We start from the raw sequence: 23,372 nt of genomic DNA, 5'->3' as shown, positions 1-23,372 counted from the left end.
AGGTTAGCGTAGTTCAATGTTATATTCTTCATCACCGACATTGATCTTTAATTCCAGGGGGCCCTTTGATTGATAGACAGCAATAGGTACTTTGGCGTAGAAATGAGCGATTGTTTCTGTCAAAGGTTCGGCTCTTGAGGACCCAAATGTGGATCCATCGCTGCTTTCCGCCGCCGCAATAAATTCAAATTCATGTTTATTATCATAAATCAATATGACTTTTCCATCGCCTTCAAGTCTACTAAAATGGAATGCATCTGTTGTGTCATTGTAAATCTTAGCGATGACGTGGAAGTAAATTTCTTTGTCTGTGGCAAGGATGTTCATCGCATCTTTCGAATTACGCCCAGTAGGCTTTAATTGCATGGTGAAAAAGGCATCCGTATAGGTTATTTCGATGTCCTTTTGCGGATGATTTATTTTTTTGGGCGAGCCTAATAAATTCTCTTTAGGAATCATTTGATCAGGATCTTCTTCTTTCTCTCGATTTGATTCCGAGGTAAGCGTTTCTACTTCGTCATTGGTAACCGTATCTATATCGGTTTCCGCCTCTTCATGTTCCTGATTTTCGTTTGAGCTGTTTACTGGTGTTTTTCCACATGCTGCTAACAATAGACATAGTCCGATTAATAAGACGCGTAGTAATTTTGTTTGCATCGTGATCTCCTTATCTTTTGCTGATATTCGTAATTTTTAAAATATATTATCGCAAATAATAATCATCCGCAATAACCCGTTGGATAGATATCGCGCGACTACTCGTGGCGCTAAGTACCCACCTTCCAAGCCGTTTTGATTGATATGCGCCTGGGTATTGGGTTTGAACCGATGATTTTAGATCTTTTAAATAGTATAAAGGGGAAGAAGAACATGACCGATCAGTTTTCAAGAAACTTCCGTGGGTCGAAACACCAACAATTAATTCAGTCTCTACTTGATAAGCTCAAGCAACGGGGCTACATCATTCACTATTCTTTCTTTCCAAAGCAACAACGATTTGGCTACACCGATAAGAACCCTCAGTTTTATTTCCCTTTTTTAATTACATTTGAAGATGGGGAGCAGTGGGTGATTCAATCGACAACAACGTATCCGCGCGAGAGAATGAATGGGTATCAGTGGAATGCGTTTCATATTAAACAGATCGATCCCAACATTAAAAAGGCATATGTAATCTATCCTGATGCAGCGAGAGAAGACCAGGTGAAAAGTTGTATTCGCTATCACCAAGATATCGAAAATAAGGCGATTATCTCGGCTTTAGACGGAGTGATTAGCTTTGCGGACCTTTATTTTTTAGTTGAGGAAAAAGCATTTGAACGCTTTGGTGTGGGAGCGCGCAAAGATAGACAGGGAAAAGCGTTTGAAAAGCTGCTAGTTGATATCTTGGAGCATCCCGCTAACCTTGAAATTTGGAACGGAGAGGGGGATAAGGATCTTGGATTCAATTACCCGTGGTTTAAAAAGATCATCTCGATCTATGGCGCTAAAGCGAAAGAAAAGTTGTCCTTCATTGAAGCAACCGATGAAATTCCTGATCTTCCCCCAAAGGCGGGTCAAAGAAGGGGCGGTAAACCGAAAACTGATATCCTTGTCCGTCTGATTTTTGACAGCGCGCCAGCCGAAACGTTTACGATCAGTTCCAAAAGAACGAGCAGTGATTGGGTGGCGATTCACCAATATTCAGCAGATACATATATTGATGTATTAGGTATCGCGGAAGATGAGTTAAAATCGGCGTTACTTGAACTAGAACGGGTCGGGGCTCCGACGATGATTGCTCCCATCTATCAGCAATATATTACTGAACAGTTGCCTAATTACTATGAACGGCTAGCTAAATGGGCGTACGCTGGAATTGGCGGAGAAGGTGATCCTGCTACTCAAATGGCTGAATATTTTACGATATATAAAAATGAAACGAAGGAATTAGAAATCTCCCACCTCGACGATTACATAGCTAGAATATTGACAGAGGTGGAGGGACAATTGGGCAGTCCGTTCCGATTCACATATACGGGCACGCGTGGGACAAACATTCAATTGAGGGGGAAGATTTTGTAGATACGTAAAATAGCTGTGACCACCAGGCTCAAATTAATGGCATAAAAAACAAAAAAAGGGTTTAGCCTGTAGGCTAAACCCTTAAATTATGTATGTTGGCGGGAGAAGGTGGGAATCGAACCCACCAGGGACAACACGTGCCCCTCACTCGGTTTTGAAGACCGGGGAGACCACCAGGACCTCATCAACTCCCATATAACAATTAAGCTACGTTATTAAAGTAACAAATTAAGAATAAAAAATCAATGTAATTTACTTCCAAACTAAATTTTATTAAAACCCGCTTCGAGAAATAGACCTCTTCTCAATAACAATCCCAAGCGAGATTTATTACTCCACGAGGGGAAGATGTGAGCATTGGATAATTTTTTTCGTTATAATAAAGGTTAAATTAGTCGCATTTCGCCAAGTGGAAACTTTTTTACGTTTAAGTAAACTTTACACGAATACAATCTTCTCTTTAGACACTATATAGAAAGAAGGGACTTCTGACTTATGGATACGCATTATACGATCGGGATCGCTGGGCACATTGATCATGGAAAGACGTCTTTGACAAAAAAATTAACTAATATAGATACGGATCGATTAAAAGAAGAAAGGGAACGCGGTGTTTCGATTGAACTTGGCTTCGCTCCGTTACAGCTGCCATCTGGTAAACAGGTCGGAGTTGTTGATGTGCCAGGTCACGAACGATTCATTAGGCAAATGATCGCGGGGGCGGCGGGGATCGATCTGGTTATTTTGGTCATTGCCGCTGACGAAGGGATCATGCCTCAGACGCGAGAGCATTTTGATATTATCCGCTTCCTCGGGATTGAAAAAGGGATCATCGCTCTAACGAAGACGGATTTGGTCGATGAAGAATGGATCGAGATGGTAAAGGATGAAGCGCGGGAATGGGTGGAAGACAGCTTTTTGGAAGACGCTCCGATTGTCCCTGTCAGTTCGCAAACAGGAACTGGGATTGAACAATTATTAGAAACGATTGAAACAGAACTCCACTCCATTCCTGAACGGGAAACGTCAGAGCCGTTTCGGATGCCAATTGATCGGGTATTCACTAAAAAAGGAGCCGGCGCTGTCGTAACGGGTACAATATATGAAGGAGAAATTACAGAAGGCGACACAGTAGAGGTGTTTCCGATTGGCGAAAAAGTAAAAATTCGTCAACTGAATGTCCACCACCACTCCGTTGAAAAAGCTTATGCTGGTCAGCGGACAGCTTTAAATTTGAGTGGAATCGACTTTAAGGATATGGAACGGGGTTACGCGTTAACCGCTCCTGAATATTTTCGAAAGACCGATCGGATCGATATTCACTTCCACATGCTGCCGCATCTTGACTTTAAAGTAAAGCAGCGCATGAGGGTTCGGCTACATATCGCGACAACTGAAATCATGGGCAAGATTATTTTTTATGATCGAAATGAACTGGAACCAGGGGAAGAAGCGCTTTGCCAGTTGCAGCTAGAAGGAGAAATTATCGCAAAGGCGGGAGATCCATTTATTCTTCGTCGTCTCTCACCAACGGCTACGCTTGGCGGCGGAAAAGTGTTGTCACCCTACGGGCAAAGACGAAAGTTTGGGGAAAAGTCGGTCGCGTTGCTTGAGTTACTCAACCATGGCGATGAATGGGAGATGTTGCAGTACGTATTGGCTGAGGATGGCTTCTCTACTATAGAAGAGATAGATTTCCAACTTGCCTTAGGACAGGCCTATTTGCAACAGTTGGTTGAGCGATATGAGCAGGAACAACGCGTGAAGCAGTTTGGGTCCTATGTTGTCCTAGCAGACTCCGTTCAAGAGTGGGTGGATCGAATAAAGACGACTTTAATGAAATATCATCATCAGCATCCGATGCGGACCGGCATGAAAAAATCAGAACTACGTAGTCGGTACTTTCCAGACTTGGCTGATCGATTGTGGAGGGAATTTGTTGTTAACCTTAGGGAGGAGGCAGTAGTTGACGAATCGGATGAGGCGATCAGTCTCAAAAAACATCAGCCGAAAATTCCAACATCCATTCAACCGACGATTGAAAAATTAGAGAATACATTGAAGAAGGAGGAGTTAACGGTTTCTTCATGGGATGATTTAGCAAAAAGCGCGGGATTGAAGCAACAAGATATACCTGAGTTAAAAGCTTACCTTATAGAGCAGAAAGGTTATGTGGCGATGGGTTCTGATTTTCTCGTTGACGCGTCTGTTTACGAATCAGCTGTTACGCGTTTAAAAGAGGGTCTACCTGCCGATAACCCTTTTACTCCGGCGCAAGTAAGAGAAATTATATCTGTTTCCCGTAAATATCTAATCCCCTTTCTAGAATCGCTTGACCAGCGTGGATTGACCAAAAGAGTGGACAATGAACGGGTATGGATCAAACGGGCTGAAAAAGTAGTCGAATAGTAGACGAATGTGTAAAAGCCTTCCAACTGGAGGCTTTTTTATTTTTGGGGTTGCAAAAATAGTTGAGATTCGATAACATTATAAAAGTTTTGATTCGACAAAACGAGATCGGTCTTCAACATATGCGATTAAAATCAGCAAAATGAATTTTGCAAAGCTCTAAAATTAAAGCTTGCATTCCGTTAGCTATTTTAATATAATGTTGAATGTTGGTCGATAGACGCGATGAAGCGGGAGGTTGCTGACACACCCGGCTGCATTGTCTAGGTGGATGCTGTTAAATCAGTCGAATCTGGTCAGAGAAGCCGAGTTTTGAAATCAGGTTAAATTTCCGCGGAGAATTGTCTGTTTATAAAATGGGCGAAAAGGAGGGACTTACATGGCAAAGCAAAAGATTCGTATTCGTTTAAAGGCTTATGATCACAGAGTGCTTGATCAATCTGCAGTGAAGATTGTTGATACAGCAAAACGTTCCGGGGCAGAGGTGTCTGGACCGATTCCACTACCTACTGAAAAGCAGATCTACACGATCCTACGGGCGGTTCATAAGTACAAAGATTCTCGTGAGCAGTTCGAGATGCGCACACACAAACGTTTAATCGATATTGTTAACCCAACTCCACAAACTGTGGACTCGTTAATGAGATTGGATCTACCATCTGGCGTAGATATTGAAATTAAACTTTAGCATGACGTTTATATAAATATTTAGATTTAATTTTTGAACTAGGAGGTGGCAAACGTGTCTAAAGGAATCTTAGGTAGAAAACTTGGAATGACGCAAATCTTCACACCAGAAGGCGAGGCGGTTCCAGTTACAGTTGTTGAAGCACGTCCGAACGTAGTTCTTCAGAAGAAAACAAGCGAAGTTGATGGCTACGTATCTGTACAGTTAGGATTTGAAGATAAAAAAGAAAACCGCGCGAATAAACCTGAAGAAGGTCATGCGAAAAAGGCCGATACAACTCCGAAACGCTACGTGCGTGAAATTAGAGGCGTCGAAGAAGCGGAAGTTGGACAAGAGATCAAGGTTGATATCTTTGCCGAAGGGGATAAGGTTGATGTAACCGCTACTTCAAAAGGTAAAGGATTCGCAGGTTCAATTAAACGACATGGTTTCGCTCGCGGACCAATGTCCCACGGTTCTCGCTATCATCGCGGTTCAGGAGGTTTAGGAGCAGGGATTACTGCTGCTCGCGTATTTAAAGGCAGAAAACTTCCAGGACGTATGGGGACCAATCGAGTAACGGTGCAAAATTTAGAAGTTGTAAAAGTAGACGCGGATCGTAACCTGTTGTTAGTCAAAGGATCCATTCCAGGACCTAACAACAGTTATGTGATCGTAAAATCTACAATTAAAAGCGGTAAGTAATTCGGAAAGGAGGATTTGCTATGCCAAAAGTAGCTCTATATAATCAAAGCGGAGCGCAAGTGGGCGAAATCGAGTTGGCGGAAGCTATCTTCGGTATTGAGCCTAACCAAAACGTGCTTCATGACGCGATTGTGATGCAACAAGCGTCATTGCGTCAAGGTACACATGATACGAAAGTGCGATCTGAAGTTCGCGGAGGCGGTCGTAAGCCTTGGAGACAAAAAGGAACAGGACGCGCTCGTCACGGAAGTATTCGATCCCCTCAATGGGTTGGCGGAGGTGTTGTTTTTGGACCTACTCCACGCAGTTACGCGTACAAGCTTCCAAAGAAAGTTCGTCGTTTAGCGTTAAAGTCTGCCTTATCTTCAAAAGTACAAAGTAATGAATTGCTTGTTCTTGAGGGTTTGCAGTTCGACGAGCCAAAAACTAAAGAAATGGTTCAAGTCCTAAAAGGATTGAACCTAAATCAAAAAACACTTGTCGTAACAGATAGTTATGAAGAAAATGTAGTGAAGTCCGCGCGAAACATTCCAGGTGTGAAGTTTGTTACAGCCGAGGGAATTAACGTGTTAGACCTAATCAAGCATGATAAACTAGTTATCACGAAAGACGCGGTAGCTAAAGTAGAGGAGGTGCTTGGATAATGAAAGACCTTCGTGATGTTATCCTGCGCCCAATTATTACTGAACGAAGCACAGAGATGATGGAAGAAAATAAATACGTTTTTGAAGTAGCGCCAAAGACAAACAAAGCAGAGATAAAGCAAGCAGTAGAATCTATTTTTGATGTGAAGGTTGCTTCTGTGAATACGCTGAACGTGAAAGGTAAGCCGAAGCGTATGGGGCGTTATATGGGTAAGCGGAAGGATTGGAAGAAAGCGATCGTGAAGCTGACATCCGACAGCAAACCGTTAGAGTTTTTTGAAGGCGTATAGTCCTTACGTTTTAAAGAAGGAGGGAATATAAATGGCGGTAAAAAAGTATAAACCGACCTCACCAGGCCGTCGTCAAATGAGCGTATCCGCGTTTACGGAGATTACAACCGATCAACCGGAAAAGTCTCTTCTAGCGCCATTGACTAAAAAGGCGGGTCGAAACAACCAGGGTAAGATGACAGTTCGCCATCATGGCGGTGGACACAAGCGTCAATACCGTATTATCGATTTTAAGCGGACAAAAGATGGCATTCCAGGCCGAGTTGCCACGATTGAATACGATCCAAATCGTACCGCAAACATTGCTTTAATCCATTATGCAGATGGAGAAAAGCGTTATATTATTGCTCCAGCAGGTCTAAAAGTTGGGGATGTGATTGAATCAGGCGTCAATGCTGATATCAAAGTGGGTAACGCGCTTCCTTTAGCGAACATACCAGTTGGTACTACGATTCATAACATTGAAATGAAAGCTGGAAAAGGCGGACAAATGGTTCGTTCAGCAGGAGCTTCTGCTCAATTACTTGGACGTGATGGAGACTATGCATTGATTCGTTTGACGTCTGGTGAAATTCGTCAAATTCGTCAAGAGTGTAGAGCGACGATTGGCTCCGTTGGAAACGGCGATCATGAATTGATTACTGTTGGTAAAGCGGGTCGTTCACGCTGGTTAGGCAAGAGACCTGCAGAGCGCGGTTCTTCTATGAACCCAGTTGATCACCCGCATGGTGGTGGTGAAGGACGCGCTCCAATCGGACGGAAATCTCCGATGTCACCTTGGGGTAAGCCTACGCTTGGTGTTAAAACACGTAACAAGAAGAAGGAATCATCTAAATATATTGTTCGAAGCCGTAAGAAAAAATAATGTGATATGGGTACGGTTCGCGAGGACCGTACATATGTCGCGAAGGGAGGTTTATCAATGGGACGCAGCGTTAAAAAAGGACCTTTTGTAGACGACCATCTGATGGCGAAGGTAGTTGAGCAAAATGAGAACAAAAGTAAGAGGGTAATTAAGACTTGGTCTCGTCGCTCAACGATTTTCCCTGATTTTGTAGGACACACTTTTGCGGTATACGACGGGCGTAAACACGTTCCTGTATACGTAACGGAAGATATGGTGGGACATAAATTGGGTGAATTTGCCCCGACACGCACATATCGTGGACATGATTTTGATGAGAAGAAAACAAGAAAGCGCTAATGTCGCTTAGTTCGTAATGTAAGAGAGGAGGTTTAGCTATGGAAGCGAAAGCTATTGCAAGACAAGTGCGCATCGCTCCTCGTAAGGTTCGCCTTGTTGTAGACTTAATTAGAGGAAAGCAAGTGGGTGAGGCAATTGCGATTTTAGCCCACACTCATAAGGCAGCTTCGCCTGTTATCGAAAAAGTATTGAAATCCGCTATCGCAAATGCAGAGCACAACTATGAGTTAGATCCTAATGGTCTGGTTGTTAGTCAAGTGTTTGTAGATGAAGGACCAACACTGAAGCGTTTCCGACCTCGGGCGATGGGACGCGCAAGTCGAATCAACAAGCGTACGAGTCATATAACAGTGGTTGTAACTGAGAAATAAGGAGGGATAAGTATGGGTCAAAAAGTAAACCCGACGGGTTTGCGCGTTGGAATTATTCGTGACTGGGAATCCAGATGGTTCGCGAACGATAAAGAATACGCAGATCTGTTACATGAGGACATTAGAGTTCGTGACTACTTAGAAGATCGATTAAAAGATGCTGCAGTGGCATCGATCGAAATTGAGCGCGCAGCTAACCGATTAAATGTTAATATCCATACAGCAAAGCCGGGTATGGTGATTGGTAAAGGCGGTTCAGAAGTTGAAGCGCTTCGCAGAAAGCTTGCGGAAATGACAGGCAAGCGCGTTCACATCAATATTACTGAAGTGAAGAACGCGGATTTAAACGCAACGCTTGTTGCCCAAAACATTGCAAGACAATTAGAAAATCGTATTTCTTTCCGTCGCGCCCAAAGGCAAACATTGCAAAGAACAATGAGAGCTGGCGCATTAGGTATTAAAACGCTAGTTAGCGGACGTCTTGGCGGGGCTGATATCGCACGTTCGGAAGGCTACAGTGAAGGAACAGTTCCATTACACACACTTCGCGCGGACATTGATTATGGAACTGCCGAAGCTCACACGACATATGGAATTATCGGTGTGAAAGTTTGGATCTATCGCGGTGAAGTGCTTCCTACAAAAGCGAACAGAGACGCTGAGGAAGGAGGCAGATAATCATGTTGATCCCTAGACGTGTAAAGCATCGTAAACAACATAAAGGAAGTTTCAAAGGGATTGCAAAAGGCGGTACGGAAGTATCTTTTGGCGAATACGGTCTACAAGCGTTAGAAACATCTCGTATTACAAACCGTCAAATTGAAGCTGCTCGTATTGCGATGACACGCTACATTCGTCGTGGCGGTAAAGTGTGGATTAAAATTTTCCCTGATAAGCCTGTAACGCAAAAACCATTAGAAGTTCGTATGGGAAGCGGTAAAGGTTCGGTTGAGAAGTGGGTTGCAATTGTAAAGCCTGGGAAAGTTTTGTTTGAACTGGCGGGTGTGCCAGAAGAAACTGCTCGTGAAGCGATGCGTCTTGCAGCGCATAAGCTACCGATTAAAACAAAGTTTGTAAAACGTGAAGAAGTGGGTGGTGAAGCAAATGAAAGCTAAAGAATATCGCAATCTAACCACTGCAGAAATTGAGCAAAAGATCGCTTCTTTAAAAGAAGAGCTTTTCAACCTCCGCTTCCAATTGGCAACAGGACAACTGGATAATCCATCGACAATTCAGCGTGTTCGCAAGTCCATTGCAAAAGCAAAGACTGTGCTTCGTGAGCGTGAATTGGGAATATTAGTTGATTAAGAGAGGAGGACTGCAAAGTGGATCGCAATAACAGAAAATCCTATGTGGGTAAAGTCGTCAGCGATAAGATGGAAAAGACAATTGTCGTTTTGGTTGAGACTTACAAAAACCACCCACTATATGGGAAGCGCGTTAGATATTCTAAGAAGTACAAAGCCCATGATGAAAATAACCAAGCGAAAATTGGCGATAAGGTTTTAATCATGGAGACACGTCCTCTTTCCAAGGACAAATACTTCCGACTAGTAGAGGTTTTAGAAGAAGCGGTTATTATTTAGATAGCGTTCGGATTAATTGAAGTCCGAAAGGAGGGAATACGAATGATTCAAACTCAAAGCCGTATTGGGGTTGCAGATAACTCAGGCGCGAGAGAATTAATGTGTATTAAAGTATTAGGTGGAAGCGGTCGTAAGTTCGCTAATATTGGAGATATCATTGTCTGTTCTGTAAAATCCGCTACGCCAGGTGGCGTTGTCAAAAAAGGTGATATCGTAAGAGCGGTTATCGTAAGAACGAAAACAGGAGCTCGTCGAACGGATGGTTCTTATATTAAGTTTGATCAGAACGCCGCAGTGATCGTAAGAGATGATAAGTCTCCACGCGGCACGCGTATTTTCGGGCCGGTTGCTCGTGAGCTTCGTGATAAGGATTTCATGAAGATCATATCTCTTGCCCCTGAAGTTCTATAATATTGATTTAAGCTTATACAAGCTTGTGGACAAGGAGGTGCTCTCATGGCTCAAAAGTTACATGTAAAAACAGGTGATTCAGTGGTGGTTATCACTGGGAAAGATAAAGGGAAAAAAGGACGAATTCTAGCGGCCTTCCCAAAAGAAAACCGCGTTCTTGTTGAAGGAATTAACATGGTGAAGAAACACTCTAAGCCGACTCCAGTTAATCCTCAAGGCGGGATCATCACGCAAGAGGCTCCAATTCACGCTTCAAACGTAATGATCGTTGATCCTAAATCTGGTGAACCAACACGTATTGGCCATAAGATCTTAGAAAACGGTAATAAAGTTCGATATGCTAAAAAATCTGGCGAAGTTATTGATAAGTAGTCAGGTGAAAGGAGGGCCAACCAATGGCAAATAGATTACATGCAAAATATAAAGATGAAATCGTGCCGAGCTTAGTTAACAAATTTAGCTACAAGTCGGTGATGCAGGCGCCTAAAGTAGATAAAATCGTTATTAATATGGGTGTCGGTGAAGCTGTAGCGAATGCAAAAGCGTTGGACGGAGCGGTTGCGGACTTAACTGCGATCTCCGGACAAAAGCCGATTATAACTCGCGCGAAAAAGTCAATCGCTGGATTCCGTCTGCGTGAAGGAATGCCGCTAGGCGCAAAGGTTACACTTCGCGGAGAGCGCATGTATCACTTCATGGACAAATTATTTAATGTATCTTTACCGCGTGTTCGTGACTTCCGTGGTATTTCAGATAAAGCATTTGATGGACGTGGAAATTACACGTTAGGGGTTAGAGAGCAACTTATCTTCCCAGAGATTGACTATGATCAAATTGATAAGGTTCGTGGAATGGATGTTGTTTTTGTAACAACTGCAAACACGGATGAAGAAGCTCGTGAATTATTGACGCAACTTGGCATGCCTTTTAGAAAATAGGTCCCAATTACATCAGTAAGGAGGGAAAGTAGTGGCGAAAAAATCAATGATTGCAAAGCAACGAAGAACGCCGAAATATAGTGTTCGCGCTTATACGCGTTGCGAACGATGCGGTCGACCGCATTCTGTTTTACGTAAGTTCAAACTTTGCCGTATTTGCTTCCGTGAATTAGCCTATAAAGGTCAGATTCCTGGAGTTAGAAAAGCAAGCTGGTAATACCCGAGTGAGGGAAGGAGGTTCTATACTATGACGATGACAGATCCGATTGCAGATATGCTAACTCGTATCCGAAATGCCAATATGGCGCGTCACGAGAAAGTTGAGATTCCTGCATCCAATGTGAAAAAAGAGATTGCAAGGATTTTAAAAGAAGAAGGATTTGTGCGTGATGTTGAGTTTATAGAGGATAGCAAACAAGGACTTATTCGTGTTTTCTTAAAATACGGTCCTTTAAATGAACATGTAATTAGTGGTTTAAAGCGAATTAGCAAACCTGGTCTACGTGTATATGCGAAGAAAGATGAAGTCCCGCGTGTGTTAGGCGGTTTAGGAGTGGCGATCTTATCCACTTCAAATGGAATTCTGACTGATAAACAAGCTCGCTCTGCTCAGGCTGGCGGAGAAGTATTAGCATACGTTTGGTAATAGAGGCGTAAGAAGAACGGAGGTGTAGCAGATGTCTCGTATTGGAAAGAAACCAATCATCATCCCAGATGGGGTTGAGTATACGAACGATAACAACTATATAACCGTAAAAGGACCTAAAGGTCAGCTCGCTCGTCAGTTCAATAAAGACTTAGCGATTACGGTTGAAGGCAATGAATTAAATGTAACTCGTCCAACTGATAACAAGGAACATCGCTCGTTACATGGTACAACGCGCAGCGTGCTTGCGAATATGGTTGAAGGTGTATCGAACGGATTTGTTAAAAATTTAGAAATGGTTGGGGTTGGGTACCGCGCTGCGAAGTCTGGTAACAAACTTACATTGAGTGTTGGTAAGTCCCATCCAGTTGAAATTGTTCCTGAAGAAGGAATCGAGTTTGAAGTGCCAGCTGCTACGAAAATCGTAGTTAAAGGGATCAACAAAGAACGTGTAGGGCAAGTTGCCGCTGAGATCCGCGCTGTTCGTGTGCCGGAGCCATATAAGGGCAAAGGGATTCGCTATGAAGGCGAATACGTCCGTCGTAAGGAAGGTAAGACTGGTAAGAGATAGTTGCGATAGATGGAATAAGGCTTGTTAGCCGAAGAAAGGAGCGAACCTGATGATTACGAAATCGGATAAAAATAAAGTTAGAAAAAAGAGACATTTTCGTGTGCGTAACAAGCTTTCGGGTACAACTGTACGTCCTCGCTTGAACGTGTTCCGTTCCTCGAAACACATTTACGCCCAATTGATTGATGACTCCAACAAATCAACTCTTGTTTCTGCTTCAACGCTTGATCCTGAATTGAAAGATTCGATTAAGAATGGCGGTAATGCCGAAGCGGCGGCTAAGGTCGGAGAATTGGTCGCAAAGAGAGCAGTTGAAAAGGGGCTTACTGAAGTTGTTTTTGACCGTGGAGGATATCTTTATCACGGACGTGTCAAAGCGCTTGCTGACGCAGCTCGTGAAGCAGGTTTGAAATTCTAATCTCTATTCAAGAGGAGGTAAATTTATGCGTACGCGTATAGACGCTAGCGGCATAGAGCTAGAAGAACGTGTTGTTGCCATTAACCGTGTATCTAAAGTGGTTAAGGGTGGACGTCGTTTTAGCTTTGGCGCGCTTGTAGTAGTTGGCGATCGTAATGGATTAGTTGGCGCTGGATTAGGTAAGGCTTCTGAGGTGCCAGATGCAATTCGCAAAGCCATTGATGACGCAAAGAAAAATTTAATTAAAGTTCCTATTAGAGGAACGACACTACCGCATCAAGTTACTGGACGTTTCGGGGCTGGGCATGTATTGATCAAGCCAGCTGCGCCAGGTACTGGGGTTATCGCTGGAGGACCGGTTCGAGCGGTTCTCGAATTAGCGGGTGTCGGTGATGTATTATCGAAGTCTTTGGGAACAAACAATCCAATTAACGTGGTAAATGCTACGATTGAAGGTTTAGGCCGTTTAAGAACTGCAGAGCAAGTTGCGAAGTTACGCGGTAAAACTGTAGCTGAATTGTTGAAATAGGAGGGATTAGACATGGCAAAATTGCAAATCACCCTCAAGAGAAGTGTTATCGGCCGTCCAAAGGATCAAAAAGCGACAGTAGAAGCGCTTGGCTTGCGTAAGCTGAACCAGACTGTTGAGCAACAAGACAATGCGGCAATTCGCGGAATGGTTGAAAAAGTTAAGCATTTAGTTGAGGTTACTGAACAAGCTTAACGATTGATTTTAACGCTAGTAAGAGGAGGTGCGACGATGAAACTACACGAACTAAAACCAGCTGCAGGATCTCGAAAAGAACGTAAACGCGTAGGTCGCGGACAAAGTTCCGGATGGGGTAAAACTTCTGGACGCGGGCACAAGGGACAAAAAGCAAGGTCTGGCGGAGGCGTTCGTCCTGGCTTTGAAGGGGGTCAAAACCCACTGATTCGCCGTCTGCCAAAGCGTGGCTTTACGAATCCAACGCGTGTTGAATACGCTGAAGTAAATGTAGATAAATTAAACCGTTTTGAAGCTAACACGGAGGTAACTCCAGAATTGTTACTTGAAACAGGAGTAATTAGCAGCTTGAGAGATGGAGTTAAAATTCTAGGCGACGGAGAATTAGCTGTAGCGTTAACTGTGAAGGCTAATAAGTTCTCCAAATCTGCCGTAGAAAAGGTTGAAGCTGCCGGCGGTAAAACAGAGGTGATCTAATGTTTAGCACCATCTCCAATATATTTAAAGTAGGCGACCTGCGTCGGAAGGTGATTTTCACCCTCTTGATGCTTGTCGTCTTTAGGATTGGAGCGCATGTTCCCGTCCCGAATATAAATATCTCTGTTCTTGAAAACCTTGGGGATAACAACATGTTTGGTATCTTTAATACTTTCTCCGGGGGGGCATTATTGAGATTCTCGATCTTTGCAATGGGAATCATGCCTTATATTACGGCATCTATTATTATGCAGTTACTATCGATGGATGTTGTTCCAAAGTTCACAGAGTGGTCTAAAGAAGGAGAAGCAGGACGCCGCAAGATTGCTCAAATAACGAGATACGGCACGGTCGGGTTAGGATTTATTCAAGCGCTTGGACTTTCGATTGGATTTAACAATCTTGTCCCTGGGCTTGTGATTAAACCAAGCGTTACCACTTATCTTTTTATTGCGCTCACGTTAACGGCTGGAACAGCTTTCCTGATGTGGTTAGGTGAGCAAATTACGGAATATGGCGTGGGGAATGGAATCTCTATTATCATCTCGGCTGGTATTATCGCTGCGATCCCCGATGGATTACGGGCGATTTACGCTGCTGAGTTCGTTGATGCTGGAGACGCGTTGTTCTTGCACATTGTGAAGTTTCTGCTAATTTTGCTTGTTATTGTAGCGATTGTAGTCGGAGTTATATTCGTACAACAAGGGATTCGAAAAATTCCCGTTCAATACGCGAAGCGAGTCGTTGGACGCAGGATGTCTGGCGGTCAGTCAACGCACATCCCGCTTAAGGTGAACGCTGCTGGGGTTATGCCCGTGATCTTTGCAATTTCACTAGTCGTCTTCCCGCCAACAATCGCTGGCTTTATGCCTAATAACACGGTTGCGCAGTGGATTAGTGAGAACTTTAACTATCAAGCTCCTATTGGTATGGTCTTCTATGTATTGTTGATTATTGGGTTTACCTTCTTCTATACATTTGTACAGATAAACCCTATGCAATTAGCGGACAATATGAGGAATAATGGTGGTTATATCCCAGGTATCCGTCCAGGTAAGGCAACCGTACAATTTATTACTCGTACTCTGAATCGAATCACCTTTGCGGGCGCTCTATTCTTAGCTGCTGTCGCGATCATGCCAGTTATATTCACAACGTTAAGCAATCTGCCGCAGCAAGTTCAAATCGGTGGAACTTCTCTGTTGATTGTAATTGGTGTAGTATTGGATACGATGAAACAAATTGAAAGTCAACTTATAAAACGACATTACGAAGGTTTTATTAAGTAGAAACTACGGTTGTAATATGGAAGGATGGGAGAAGCCAATATGAATATTATTCTAATGGGATTACCAGGAGCCGGTAAAGGAACACAAGCAGAGAGAATTGCTGAAATTTTTGATGTCCCGCACATTTCCACGGGCGATATGTTTCGCGCGGCGGTTAATGACAAAACGGAAATGGGTGTTGAAGCGAAGAAGTACATGGATCAGGGTCTGCTTGTGCCTGATCACGTTGTGAATGGTATTGTGAAGGAACGATTAGGTAAAGATGATTGCAATAAAGGATTTTTACTCGATGGTTTCCCGAGAACGGCTGCTCAAGCCGAGACGTTAAACGGGATTCTCGACGAGTTAGGCCGTCATATTGATCACGTGATTAACATAGAAGTAGATCGTAGCGAGCTCCTAGGCAGATTGACCGGTAGACGAATCTGTCGCGGCTGCGGCACTTCCTTCCATGTCTTGTTCCACGCTCCTTCCCAAGAGGGCGTCTGCGACAAATGTGGCGGTGAGCTATATCAGCGTGATGACGACAATGAAGAAACTGTTGCGACACGTCTAGATGTAAATATTGAACAATCTGCTCCGATACTTTCGTTCTATGAGGAGAAAGGATTGTTGAGAAATATAGATGGACAGCAGGAGATTTCCAAAGTGTTCGATGATATTGCAAAGTTATTGCGAGGTCAGGCCTAATGATCATTAGGAAGTCGAAAGCAGAGCTAGAAATTATGCGCGAGGCTGGGCGGATTGTGGCCTTGACGCATCAAGAACTAGCAAAGTGGATTCGTCCGGGTATTACAACACAAGAATTAGATCAAATTGCAGATCGGTTTATTCGATCTCATCATGCTATTCCATCCTTCAAAGGTTATGGGGGATTCTCCGGTAGCATTTGTACTTCAGTGAATGAGGAGCTTGTACATGGCATTCCTGGGAGTCGTGTGTTAGAAGACGGAGATATCATTAGTTTAGATATCGGGGCAGATTTTCAAGGATATCATGGTGACTCCGCCTGGACTTACGCGGTTGGCGCAATTTCCGAGGAAGCGAAACGATTGATGGATGTAACAGAACAGTCTTTGTTTAAAGGACTTGAACAGGCAAAGCCAGGGGCAAGGTTATCTGATGTCTCTCACGCGATTCAGGCGTATGTAGAAGCCGAAGGCTACTCGATCGTTCGTGAATACGTGGGACATGGGATTGGAAAGAACCTTCATGAAGATCCCCAAATCCCTAATTACGGACCTCCAGGCAGAGGACCTCGACTGCAACCCGGAATGGCTTTGGCCATTGAGCCGATGGTTAATGCTGGAGAACGCTATGTTCGTACATTGGAGGATAATTGGACAGTTGTTACAGTTGACCGATCCCTATGCGCTCATTATGAGCATACTGTTGCAATTACTGAAGACGGTTGTGAAATTTTGACTAAGCTCTGATGTAGGTGATCCATAGTGAATGATACCGAGAAGCGACGCGCTATCGGTCAGATCGTTTTAAACTTAAAAGGACGAGAAGAAGGTAAATACGCCATTGTTATTAAACAATTGGATGATCGTTTTGTGCTCATTGCGGATGGTGACAAACGGAAATTTGATCGTCCAAAGAAGAAAAACATCCTTCATCTGAAGTTTTTGGATTATATCTCAGAAGAGGTGCGTCAAAGTCTACTTCAATCGGGAAGAGTGACTAATAGCAAGTTAAGATATGCGATGAACAAGTTTCTTGAATCGCTGCAAGAAGAAGTACAAAGCAAAGGAGAGTGAGCCCTCTATGGCTAAAGAAGACGTAATCGAAGTTGAAGGTACGGTCGTTGAGCCGCTACCCAATGCGATGTTTAAAGTCGAATTAGAGAATGGGCATGAGATTCTAGCGCACGTTTCTGGGAAGATTCGCATGCACTTTATCCGTATCTTACCGGGTGATAAAGTGACGGTTGAATTATCTCCGTATGATTTAACAAGAGGACGGATCACATACCGCTTTAAATAAATGAGACGCAGTCGCGTCACAGCATTTACTTCTGATATTCATAGGTCAAATCGGGACATGCAGAAGTAGTAACAGGAGGTAGTTAACGTGAAAGTAAGACCATCCGTAAAGCCAATTTGCGAAAAGTGCAAAATCATTCGTCGCAAAGGGAAAGTAATGGTTATTTGTGAAAATCCGAAGCATAAGCAAAGACAAGGTTAATATTTTGAGGAGGTGTCGTCACCATGGCCCGTATTTCGGGAGTTGACTTGCCGCGTGAAAAACGCGTCGTAGTTGGTTTAACATATATATTTGGAATTGGCCGTTCAACAGCCAATAAGATTCTTGCCGATACTGGAGTAAATGAGAATACGCGTGTTCGCGATTTGACAGATGAAGAAGTGAATAAACTTCGTGAATATATCGATAAAAACATTAAAGTTGAAGGGGATCTTCGTCGTGAAGTGTCTCTAAACATTAAGCGTTTAATGGAGATTGGATCCTTCCGCGGAATCCGTCATCGTCGAGGTTTGCCTGTTCGTGGACAACGCTCAAAGACGAATGCAAGAACACGCAAAGGTCCGCGTCGTTCTATCGCTAATAAGAAGAAGTAAAGGAGGTAAACATTAGATGGCGAAAAGAAGAAATGTTGCAACCCGTACGAAACGTCGTGACAGAAAAAACATTGAGGCTGGCGTCGCTCACATTCGATCAACATTCAATAACACGATCGTGACGATTACAGATCCTCATGGCAATACAGTCTCTTGGGCGAGCGCAGGTGGACTAGGTTTTAAAGGTTCACGTAAAAGCACGCCTTTTGCTGCGCAAATGGCTGCAGAGCAAGCGGCTCGAACAGCAATGGAGCATGGTATGAGATCTGTAGAAGTAACGGTAAAGGGCCCAGGGGCTGGACGCGAAGCCGCGATCCGTTCTCTGCAAGCTGCTGGATTAGAAGTGAACATGATTAAAGATGTGACTCCTATTCCGCACAACGGGTGCCGTCCACCAAAACGTCGTCGTGTCTAATCTGGCGGATTTTCTCTAGAGTAAGAAGTTTAAGGCATTCGTTATCTGTCCATAATGGATGGGAGTAGCGCAGGTTTCTTATGCATGAGAACGGGTAATCAAAACTTAGGATGCGATCTACTTGGTAACCGCCGAATGGGAATTCCGGTCATGGGGCAGGTATGGATTCCAGGCATCTTTGGGGTTTACGGAGTGTATTTCCACACCTTTGAACCTTGATTGGTCCCGATCTGCTACCGGAATTTTCGACGTTTGAAGGAGGGTTTGGATATGATTGAAATAGAAAAGCCTAAAATAGAAGTAGTAGATATAAATGAGAACTCTACCTATGGTAAGTTTGTCGTAGAACCTCTTGAGCGTGGCTATGGAACAACACTTGGGAACTCCTTACGTCGTATTTTACTATCTTCTCTACCTGGAGCGGCTGTCACTAGTGTTCAAATTGACGGGGTATTACATGAATTCTCTACGATCGAAGGGGTAGTAGAAGATACGACGCAAATTATTCTCAATTTAAAACAACTCTCTTTACGGATTCATTCAGATGAAGAGAAGTACCTCGAGATTGACGCTGAGGGTGGCGGGGATGTCAAAGCTGGCGATATCCGCGCGGATAGTGATGTTGAGATTCTAAATCCTGATCTACACATTGCTACTCTGGAAGAAGATGCACGACTGCATATTCGCTTGAAGGCGAGTCGCGGCAGGGGGTATGTTCCAGCTGATCAAAACAAGGATCCCGAACAACCGATTGGAGTCATTGCAATTGACTCGATCTATACGCCGATTACGCGTGTAAACTATCAAGTTGAGAATACGCGTGTTGGACAGGTGACGAACTTTGATAAGTTGACGCTTGATGTATGGACAGACGGAAGCATCCGTCCGGAAGAAGCGGTAAGCCTTGGCGCTAAAATCATGAATGAACATCTGAATCTATTTATTGGCTTAACTGAGGAAGCTCAGGAAGCTGAGATTATGGTAGAAAAAGAAGAAGATAAGAAAGAAAAAGTTCTTGAAATGACGATTGAAGAACTTGATCTTTCAGTTCGTTCTTATAACTGTCTGAAGCGGGCAGGGATTAACACAGTTCAAGAACTGACGATGAAAACGGAAGAAGATATGATGAAAGTTCGTAACCTTGGCCGAAAATCATTGGAAGAAGTTCAAACGAAACTGGCAGAACTCGATCTCGCCCTGCGTAAAGATGATTAATTAACCCAGTTAAAAGGGAGGGAACTAGCATGGCACATTCTAAAGTTGGCCGTAGAACATCTGCGCGTAAAGCGTTGTTCCGCGATTTAGTAACAGATTTGTTTATTAATGAGCGTATCGAAACAACGGAAGCAAAAGCGAAAGAAGTTCGTTCAATCGCGGAAAAAATGATTACTTTAGCAAAACGCGGAGACCTACATGCGCGCCGTCAAGCGGCTGCGTTTGTGCGCAATGAAGTTGCGGATGTAACATCTGGTCAAGACGCAGTTCAAAAGTTATTTGATGATATCGCTTCTCGTTATGATGAACGTAATGGCGGTTATACTCGTATTCTTAAACTTGGGCCTCGCCGTGGAGACGGAGCGCCTATGGTGTATTTGGAACTCGTATAATCTAGTTTCAGACAAAAAGGGTGGGGCAGAATCTAACGTTATTTTTGATTCTGATTCTGTGCCCTTTTTTTGTTGTCCAAATTCAGAAAAAAGGAAGGGCCTCGCTTGATTTCGTTTAAACAAGTTTGCTTTTCGTATGAACAGGAGCAGCCTGCGCTTATCGGGATTGACTTGACGATTGAAGCAGGTGAGTTTGTTACGATCATCGGACATAATGGCTCAGGTAAATCGACGTTGGCCAAGCATATGAATGGCTTGTTGCAGCCATCCTCAGGCCGTGTATCTGTACAAGGTCTTTGCGCTTCAGAAAAAGAAAATCTGTGGCGGATTAGACAATGGATAGGAATGGTATTTCAAAATCCAGACAACCAGTTTGTCGCTCCAACGGTACTAGATGACGTTGCTTTTGGTTTAGAAAACCTCGGTGTTGCGCGAAAAGAAATGATCGAACGCATCGAATGGGCTCTAGATCAAGTTGAGATGTGGGAATATCGTGATCGTCAGCCCCATCAATTGTCCGGGGGACAAAAACAGCGGGTTGCTGTCGCGGGGATTTTGGCGATGAAACCGAAAGTGATTGTACTAGATGAAAGCACAGCCATGCTCGATCCCATTGGTCGGCAGGAGTTATTGGAAACGATGCGCAAGCTTCATCAAGAGGGGATCACCGTCGTCAATATTACGCATTACCCTGATGAGGCTTTAATTTGCGATCGGCTGCTCGTAATGAATAAGGGCGAACTCTTTCTTCAAGGAACGCCGCAAGATGTTTTTAAACAGATCAGTAAGTTACGCAGTATTCAATTAGATGTCCCGTTTGTCGTTGAATTGGCGGATCGGTTACGCAGAAAAGGGGTTCCTCTTTCTGTTGATATATGGAAAACGGATGAATTGGTGGAACGGCTATGGAACTTATTGTAAAGGACCTTACCCATATTTATGGACAAGGGAGCCCGTACGAACGAATTGCTTTAGATCAAGTGAATCTAGTGATCCCATCTGAGAGTTTTACTGCAATTATTGGTCCGACTGGATCTGGAAAATCAACCTTGATTCAGCACTTTAATGGGTTATTACGGCCTTCATCTGGGGAAGTGCAAATAGGTGATACAGTCATTACTTCTACTTCAAAGAAAATGAAATTACACGCCTTGCGCAAAAATGTAGGGCTTGTTTTTCAATACCCAGAGTATCAACTCTTTGAAGAAACGGTTGAAAAGGATATTGCTTTTGGTCCGTTAAACTATGATCTTCCTTATGAATTGGCGATGACCCGTGTGAAAGAAGCGATGAAAGTTGTCGGTTTAGAGTATGATCGTTTCAAAGACGAGTCACCATTTAAACTTAGCGGCGGACAAAAGCGACGGGTGGCGCTTGCTGGTGTTTTAGCGCTTCAACCGCAGACGCTTATTTTGGATGAACCAACGGCAGGCTTGGATCCTCAAGGAAAAAGGGATATCCTGAATCAACTATACCGTTTGCATCGTCAAGAGAAGTGGACAACGATCCTTGTTACTCATAATATGGAGGATGCCGCCCAATATGCCGATCAAATTGTCGTTTTAAATGATGGACAGGTTTTTATGCAAGGGACGCCCGCGGAAATTTTTGAGCAAGAAAAGCGGTTGCGTCAAATTAGTTTAGATCTGCCTGAAATCAGTAAGTTTGTAAGACAATTAAATGAGAAGTTACAATCGCCGTTGCCGACAAATATCTTTTCAATGGATCAGTTAGTTAATGCTTTGTTGAAAAGAAAAAAGGTGGGTAAAAGATGAATTTCTTGAATCAGATTCCAATCGGTCAATACCTTCAAGGCCAATCTTTTATCCACCGATTAGATCCGCGTTCAAAGTTGTTGTTTCTTCTTTTGTTTGTCGGTCTTGTTTTTGGGGCGAATGAAGTGAGCGTCTACCTAACCCTGATTGGCTTTTCTCTATTTTCAATCTTGCTAACGAAAATTCCACTAACTTATATTGGTAGAAGCATAAAACCCATTTTATGGATTATCCTGTTTACTGCATTGATTCATGTATTTATGACCAAAGGTGGGGAGACGCTGTTTACGTGGAAATGGATTGAAATTCATGAAGAAGGCGCGCGACAAGCCGTTTTTATTAGTATTCGTTTCATCTTGCTTATTGTCATGGCATCTCTGCTAACTTTAACAACCTCACCGATTGACTTGACGGATGGAATTGAAAGCCTGCTCCACCCTTTTACGAGATTTGGTTTGCCCGCTCATGAACTGGCGATGATGATGTCGATCGCGCTTCGGTTTATTCCTACTATAATCGAGGAGACAGATAAAATTATAAAGGCGCAAGTTTCACGCGGGGCAGACTTCGAATCGGGAAACGTTTTAAAACGGGCAAAGCATATGATTCCTTTACTCATTCCGCTGTTTGTAAGCACCTTTCGCAGAGCGGAAGAATTAGCGTTAGCGATGGAAGCGAGAGGTTATCGCGGCGGGGAGGGTCGAACAAAATTAAGGGAATTACGTTGGTCGAGGCGTGATCTGGCGTTGCTCTTTTTCAGTGTTATCCTAATCCTATTGTTCATTATTTTTAAAGGGTGGTTTAATGCAATTATCTAGAATCAAATGTAAGGTAAGTTATGACGGCGGTAATTATGGGGGGTTCCAGCTTCAGGATAACGTGATGTCGATCCAGCAGAGGATTGAAGAGGCTTTACAAGGTATTGTAAAAGTGCCGACGCGGATCTACGCTTCTGGTCGAACAGACGCTGGCGTCCATGCAAGAGGACAGGTGTTTCACTTTGACACATCTCTACGCATTCCTGAGGAACGCTGGCCGCTCGCCTTGAACGCTCAGCTACCTGATGATATCGTTATTCTTGAAGCCACTCACGTACCTTCCCAATTCCATGCCCGTTTTGATGCAATAGAAAAGACATACCGTTACTGTTTATGGAATCGTCGATTGCCCGATGTATTCACGCGTAAGTATGCTTGGCACATCCCTTATTCGTTGGACATTGGACTCATGCGAGAAGCCACGCGAAGTCTGATTGGCGAACAGGATTTCACTTCCTTTTGCGCGGCGAGAGCGGTTGTAAAAAATAAAATACGTCATGTCTATGAGATTGAGATCCATGAAGAATCGCCAGGGCAAATTTGGCTGACTTTTCGCGGTAATGGTTTTTTATACAATATGGTGCGTATCATGGTTGGGACTTTAATTCAGGTTGGCTCTGGCAAGGTAGCGGTCGAACGTGTCCAAGAAATTCTTGAAGCGAAAGATCGACGCTTAGCGGGTATGACCGCGCCGCCAGAAGGTTTATTTCTTTGGAATGTAAAGTATGAACACAGTTGACTATTATATTTATTTATTATAA

38 protein-coding genes and 1 tRNA gene are annotated in these 23,372 nt (G+C 43.5%); 37 read left to right on the top strand and 2 right to left on the bottom strand.

Translation table 11 applies throughout. The annotated features are described in order from the left end of the window. Positions 1 to 3: 3 nt before the first annotated feature. The gene (locus BEP19_RS12130; RefSeq protein ID WP_120190185.1) at positions 4 to 657 is read right to left on the bottom strand and encodes a hypothetical protein; all 654 of its coding nucleotides are present in this window, start codon (positions 655 to 657) and stop codon (positions 4 to 6) included. 213 nt (positions 658 to 870) lie between these two features. Here BEP19_RS12130 and BEP19_RS12125 point away from each other — a divergent pair, with 213 nt between their 5' ends. Then, positions 871 to 2,064, top strand: a complete 1,194-nt coding sequence (locus BEP19_RS12125) for an MspI family type II restriction endonuclease (RefSeq protein WP_170145363.1) — start codon at positions 871 to 873, stop codon at positions 2,062 to 2,064. A 96-nt stretch (positions 2,065 to 2,160) separates the two neighbouring features. On the opposite strand, the gene BEP19_RS17730 is transcribed toward BEP19_RS12125, so the two are convergent. After that, a tRNA-Sec gene (locus BEP19_RS17730) sits at positions 2,161 to 2,257 on the bottom strand. A gap of 302 nt (positions 2,258 to 2,559) precedes the next feature. On the opposite strand from BEP19_RS17730, the gene selB reads away from it, so the two are divergent. The 36 genes from selB (at position 2,560) to truA (ending at position 23,350) form a co-directional block, all read left to right on the top strand. Further along, positions 2,560 to 4,473 (top strand): selenocysteine-specific translation elongation factor, encoded by a 1,914-nt coding sequence (selB, locus tag BEP19_RS12120; RefSeq protein WP_120190183.1) that lies wholly within the window; start codon positions 2,560 to 2,562, stop codon positions 4,471 to 4,473. Between the two features lie 379 nt (positions 4,474 to 4,852). Next, the gene (rpsJ, locus tag BEP19_RS12115; RefSeq protein WP_120190182.1) at positions 4,853 to 5,161 is read left to right on the top strand and encodes a 30S ribosomal protein S10; all 309 of its coding nucleotides are present in this window, start codon (positions 4,853 to 4,855) and stop codon (positions 5,159 to 5,161) included. A gap of 54 nt (positions 5,162 to 5,215) precedes the next feature. Beyond that, positions 5,216 to 5,845 carry a 50S ribosomal protein L3 gene (gene rplC, locus BEP19_RS12110; RefSeq protein ID WP_120190181.1) on the top strand — a complete coding sequence of 210 codons (630 nt, stop codon included), beginning with the start codon at positions 5,216 to 5,218 and terminating at the stop codon, positions 5,843 to 5,845. A 20-nt stretch (positions 5,846 to 5,865) separates the two neighbouring features. Further along, positions 5,866 to 6,489: a 50S ribosomal protein L4 gene (gene rplD / locus BEP19_RS12105; RefSeq protein WP_120190180.1), complete on the top strand. Its 624-nt coding sequence runs from the start codon at positions 5,866 to 5,868 to the stop codon at positions 6,487 to 6,489. Continuing rightward, entirely contained in the window at positions 6,489 to 6,779 is a 291-nt protein-coding gene (rplW, locus tag BEP19_RS12100) for a 50S ribosomal protein L23 (RefSeq protein WP_120190179.1), read from the top strand. Before rplD ends, rplW begins: the two co-directional genes overlap by 1 nt. Positions 6,780 to 6,810: 31 nt before the next feature. Then, positions 6,811 to 7,644: a 50S ribosomal protein L2 gene (gene rplB, locus BEP19_RS12095; protein ID WP_120190178.1), complete on the top strand. Its 834-nt coding sequence runs from the start codon at positions 6,811 to 6,813 to the stop codon at positions 7,642 to 7,644. Between the two features lie 57 nt (positions 7,645 to 7,701). Further along, positions 7,702 to 7,983, top strand: coding sequence for a 30S ribosomal protein S19 (gene rpsS, locus BEP19_RS12090; protein WP_120190177.1), 282 nt, complete (start codon positions 7,702 to 7,704; stop codon positions 7,981 to 7,983). A 38-nt stretch (positions 7,984 to 8,021) separates the two neighbouring features. Next, positions 8,022 to 8,354: a 50S ribosomal protein L22 gene (gene rplV, locus BEP19_RS12085; protein WP_120190176.1), complete on the top strand. Its 333-nt coding sequence runs from the start codon at positions 8,022 to 8,024 to the stop codon at positions 8,352 to 8,354. A gap of 12 nt (positions 8,355 to 8,366) precedes the next feature. Next, the gene (rpsC, locus tag BEP19_RS12080) at positions 8,367 to 9,032 is read left to right on the top strand and encodes a 30S ribosomal protein S3 (RefSeq protein WP_120190175.1); all 666 of its coding nucleotides are present in this window, start codon (positions 8,367 to 8,369) and stop codon (positions 9,030 to 9,032) included. 2 nt (positions 9,033 to 9,034) lie between these two features. Then, positions 9,035 to 9,469 (top strand): 50S ribosomal protein L16, encoded by a 435-nt coding sequence (gene rplP / locus BEP19_RS12075; RefSeq protein WP_120190174.1) that lies wholly within the window; start codon positions 9,035 to 9,037, stop codon positions 9,467 to 9,469. Continuing rightward, positions 9,459 to 9,662: a 50S ribosomal protein L29 gene (gene rpmC, locus BEP19_RS12070; RefSeq protein ID WP_120190173.1), complete on the top strand. Its 204-nt coding sequence runs from the start codon at positions 9,459 to 9,461 to the stop codon at positions 9,660 to 9,662. Before rplP ends, rpmC begins: the two co-directional genes overlap by 11 nt. A 17-nt stretch (positions 9,663 to 9,679) precedes the next feature. Next, entirely contained in the window at positions 9,680 to 9,940 is a 261-nt protein-coding gene (gene rpsQ, locus BEP19_RS12065; RefSeq protein WP_120190172.1) for a 30S ribosomal protein S17, read from the top strand. Between the two features lie 42 nt (positions 9,941 to 9,982). Beyond that, on the top strand, positions 9,983 to 10,351 hold the full coding sequence (rplN, locus tag BEP19_RS12060; RefSeq protein ID WP_120190171.1) for a 50S ribosomal protein L14: 369 nt from the start codon (positions 9,983 to 9,985) through the stop codon (positions 10,349 to 10,351). Between the two features lie 45 nt (positions 10,352 to 10,396). Next, a complete protein-coding gene (gene rplX, locus BEP19_RS12055) occupies positions 10,397 to 10,723 on the top strand; it encodes a 50S ribosomal protein L24 (RefSeq protein WP_120190170.1) in 327 nt (108 codons plus the stop codon). A gap of 23 nt (positions 10,724 to 10,746) precedes the next feature. Next, a complete protein-coding gene (gene rplE / locus BEP19_RS12050; protein WP_120190169.1) occupies positions 10,747 to 11,289 on the top strand; it encodes a 50S ribosomal protein L5 in 543 nt (180 codons plus the stop codon). Positions 11,290 to 11,320: 31 nt separating this feature from the next. After that, positions 11,321 to 11,506 carry a type Z 30S ribosomal protein S14 gene (locus BEP19_RS12045; protein WP_120190168.1) on the top strand — a complete coding sequence of 62 codons (186 nt, stop codon included), beginning with the start codon at positions 11,321 to 11,323 and terminating at the stop codon, positions 11,504 to 11,506. A 30-nt stretch (positions 11,507 to 11,536) separates the two neighbouring features. Continuing rightward, positions 11,537 to 11,935 (top strand): 30S ribosomal protein S8, encoded by a 399-nt coding sequence (rpsH, locus tag BEP19_RS12040; protein ID WP_120190167.1) that lies wholly within the window; start codon positions 11,537 to 11,539, stop codon positions 11,933 to 11,935. 31 nt (positions 11,936 to 11,966) lie between these two features. Then, positions 11,967 to 12,506 carry a 50S ribosomal protein L6 gene (gene rplF / locus BEP19_RS12035; RefSeq protein WP_120190166.1) on the top strand — a complete coding sequence of 180 codons (540 nt, stop codon included), beginning with the start codon at positions 11,967 to 11,969 and terminating at the stop codon, positions 12,504 to 12,506. A 49-nt stretch (positions 12,507 to 12,555) separates the two neighbouring features. After that, positions 12,556 to 12,924 (top strand): 50S ribosomal protein L18, encoded by a 369-nt coding sequence (gene rplR, locus BEP19_RS12030; RefSeq protein WP_120190165.1) that lies wholly within the window; start codon positions 12,556 to 12,558, stop codon positions 12,922 to 12,924. A 25-nt stretch (positions 12,925 to 12,949) separates the two neighbouring features. Continuing rightward, on the top strand, positions 12,950 to 13,453 hold the full coding sequence (gene rpsE, locus BEP19_RS12025) for a 30S ribosomal protein S5 (RefSeq protein WP_120190164.1): 504 nt from the start codon (positions 12,950 to 12,952) through the stop codon (positions 13,451 to 13,453). 12 nt (positions 13,454 to 13,465) lie between these two features. Beyond that, positions 13,466 to 13,648, top strand: a complete 183-nt coding sequence (gene rpmD, locus BEP19_RS12020; protein ID WP_120190163.1) for a 50S ribosomal protein L30 — start codon at positions 13,466 to 13,468, stop codon at positions 13,646 to 13,648. 36 nt (positions 13,649 to 13,684) lie between these two features. Continuing rightward, positions 13,685 to 14,125, top strand: coding sequence for a 50S ribosomal protein L15 (gene rplO / locus BEP19_RS12015; RefSeq protein WP_120190162.1), 441 nt, complete (start codon positions 13,685 to 13,687; stop codon positions 14,123 to 14,125). Continuing rightward, entirely contained in the window at positions 14,125 to 15,414 is a 1,290-nt protein-coding gene (gene secY, locus BEP19_RS12010; RefSeq protein ID WP_120190161.1) for a preprotein translocase subunit SecY, read from the top strand. The genes rplO and secY overlap by 1 nt, the downstream gene beginning before the upstream one ends. Before the next feature lie 39 nt (positions 15,415 to 15,453). Further along, the gene (locus BEP19_RS12005; protein WP_120190160.1) at positions 15,454 to 16,104 is read left to right on the top strand and encodes an adenylate kinase; all 651 of its coding nucleotides are present in this window, start codon (positions 15,454 to 15,456) and stop codon (positions 16,102 to 16,104) included. Beyond that, entirely contained in the window at positions 16,104 to 16,850 is a 747-nt protein-coding gene (gene map, locus BEP19_RS12000) for a type I methionyl aminopeptidase (protein ID WP_120190159.1), read from the top strand. The genes BEP19_RS12005 and map overlap by 1 nt, the downstream gene beginning before the upstream one ends. Positions 16,851 to 16,865: 15 nt before the next feature. After that, on the top strand, positions 16,866 to 17,177 hold the full coding sequence (locus tag BEP19_RS11995; RefSeq protein ID WP_120190158.1) for a KOW domain-containing RNA-binding protein: 312 nt from the start codon (positions 16,866 to 16,868) through the stop codon (positions 17,175 to 17,177). Positions 17,178 to 17,184: 7 nt separating this feature from the next. Next, on the top strand, positions 17,185 to 17,403 hold the full coding sequence (gene infA / locus BEP19_RS11990; protein WP_120190157.1) for a translation initiation factor IF-1: 219 nt from the start codon (positions 17,185 to 17,187) through the stop codon (positions 17,401 to 17,403). A gap of 87 nt (positions 17,404 to 17,490) precedes the next feature. Then, entirely contained in the window at positions 17,491 to 17,604 is a 114-nt protein-coding gene (gene rpmJ, locus BEP19_RS11985) for a 50S ribosomal protein L36 (RefSeq protein WP_057900126.1), read from the top strand. A gap of 23 nt (positions 17,605 to 17,627) precedes the next feature. Continuing rightward, the gene (gene rpsM, locus BEP19_RS11980; protein ID WP_120190156.1) at positions 17,628 to 17,996 is read left to right on the top strand and encodes a 30S ribosomal protein S13; all 369 of its coding nucleotides are present in this window, start codon (positions 17,628 to 17,630) and stop codon (positions 17,994 to 17,996) included. A gap of 16 nt (positions 17,997 to 18,012) precedes the next feature. Next, entirely contained in the window at positions 18,013 to 18,411 is a 399-nt protein-coding gene (rpsK, locus tag BEP19_RS11975) for a 30S ribosomal protein S11 (RefSeq protein WP_120190155.1), read from the top strand. A 270-nt stretch (positions 18,412 to 18,681) separates the two neighbouring features. Continuing rightward, complete coding sequence (locus tag BEP19_RS11970; RefSeq protein WP_120190154.1) at positions 18,682 to 19,626, top strand: DNA-directed RNA polymerase subunit alpha; 945 nt, start codon at positions 18,682 to 18,684, stop codon at positions 19,624 to 19,626. A gap of 29 nt (positions 19,627 to 19,655) precedes the next feature. Continuing rightward, the gene (gene rplQ / locus BEP19_RS11965; protein ID WP_120190153.1) at positions 19,656 to 20,018 is read left to right on the top strand and encodes a 50S ribosomal protein L17; all 363 of its coding nucleotides are present in this window, start codon (positions 19,656 to 19,658) and stop codon (positions 20,016 to 20,018) included. A 105-nt stretch (positions 20,019 to 20,123) separates the two neighbouring features. Then, positions 20,124 to 20,939, top strand: coding sequence for an energy-coupling factor transporter ATPase (locus BEP19_RS11960; protein ID WP_120190152.1), 816 nt, complete (start codon positions 20,124 to 20,126; stop codon positions 20,937 to 20,939). Next, positions 20,924 to 21,793 (top strand): energy-coupling factor transporter ATPase, encoded by an 870-nt coding sequence (locus BEP19_RS11955; RefSeq protein WP_120190151.1) that lies wholly within the window; start codon positions 20,924 to 20,926, stop codon positions 21,791 to 21,793. Before BEP19_RS11960 ends, BEP19_RS11955 begins: the two co-directional genes overlap by 16 nt. Then, entirely contained in the window at positions 21,790 to 22,611 is an 822-nt protein-coding gene (locus tag BEP19_RS11950; protein WP_120190150.1) for an energy-coupling factor transporter transmembrane component T family protein, read from the top strand. The genes BEP19_RS11955 and BEP19_RS11950 overlap by 4 nt, the downstream gene beginning before the upstream one ends. Beyond that, positions 22,598 to 23,350 (top strand): tRNA pseudouridine(38-40) synthase TruA, encoded by a 753-nt coding sequence (gene truA, locus BEP19_RS11945; RefSeq protein ID WP_120190149.1) that lies wholly within the window; start codon positions 22,598 to 22,600, stop codon positions 23,348 to 23,350. The genes BEP19_RS11950 and truA overlap by 14 nt, the downstream gene beginning before the upstream one ends. The last annotated feature ends 22 nt before the right edge of the window (positions 23,351 to 23,372 follow it).

The organism is Ammoniphilus oxalaticus, from assembly GCF_003609605.1.
Taxonomy (GTDB): domain Bacteria; phylum Bacillota; class Bacilli; order Aneurinibacillales; family RAOX-1; genus Ammoniphilus; species Ammoniphilus oxalaticus.
The sequence above is the reverse complement of the archived record's forward strand: the minus strand, read 5'-3'. Positions and strand labels throughout refer to the sequence as shown.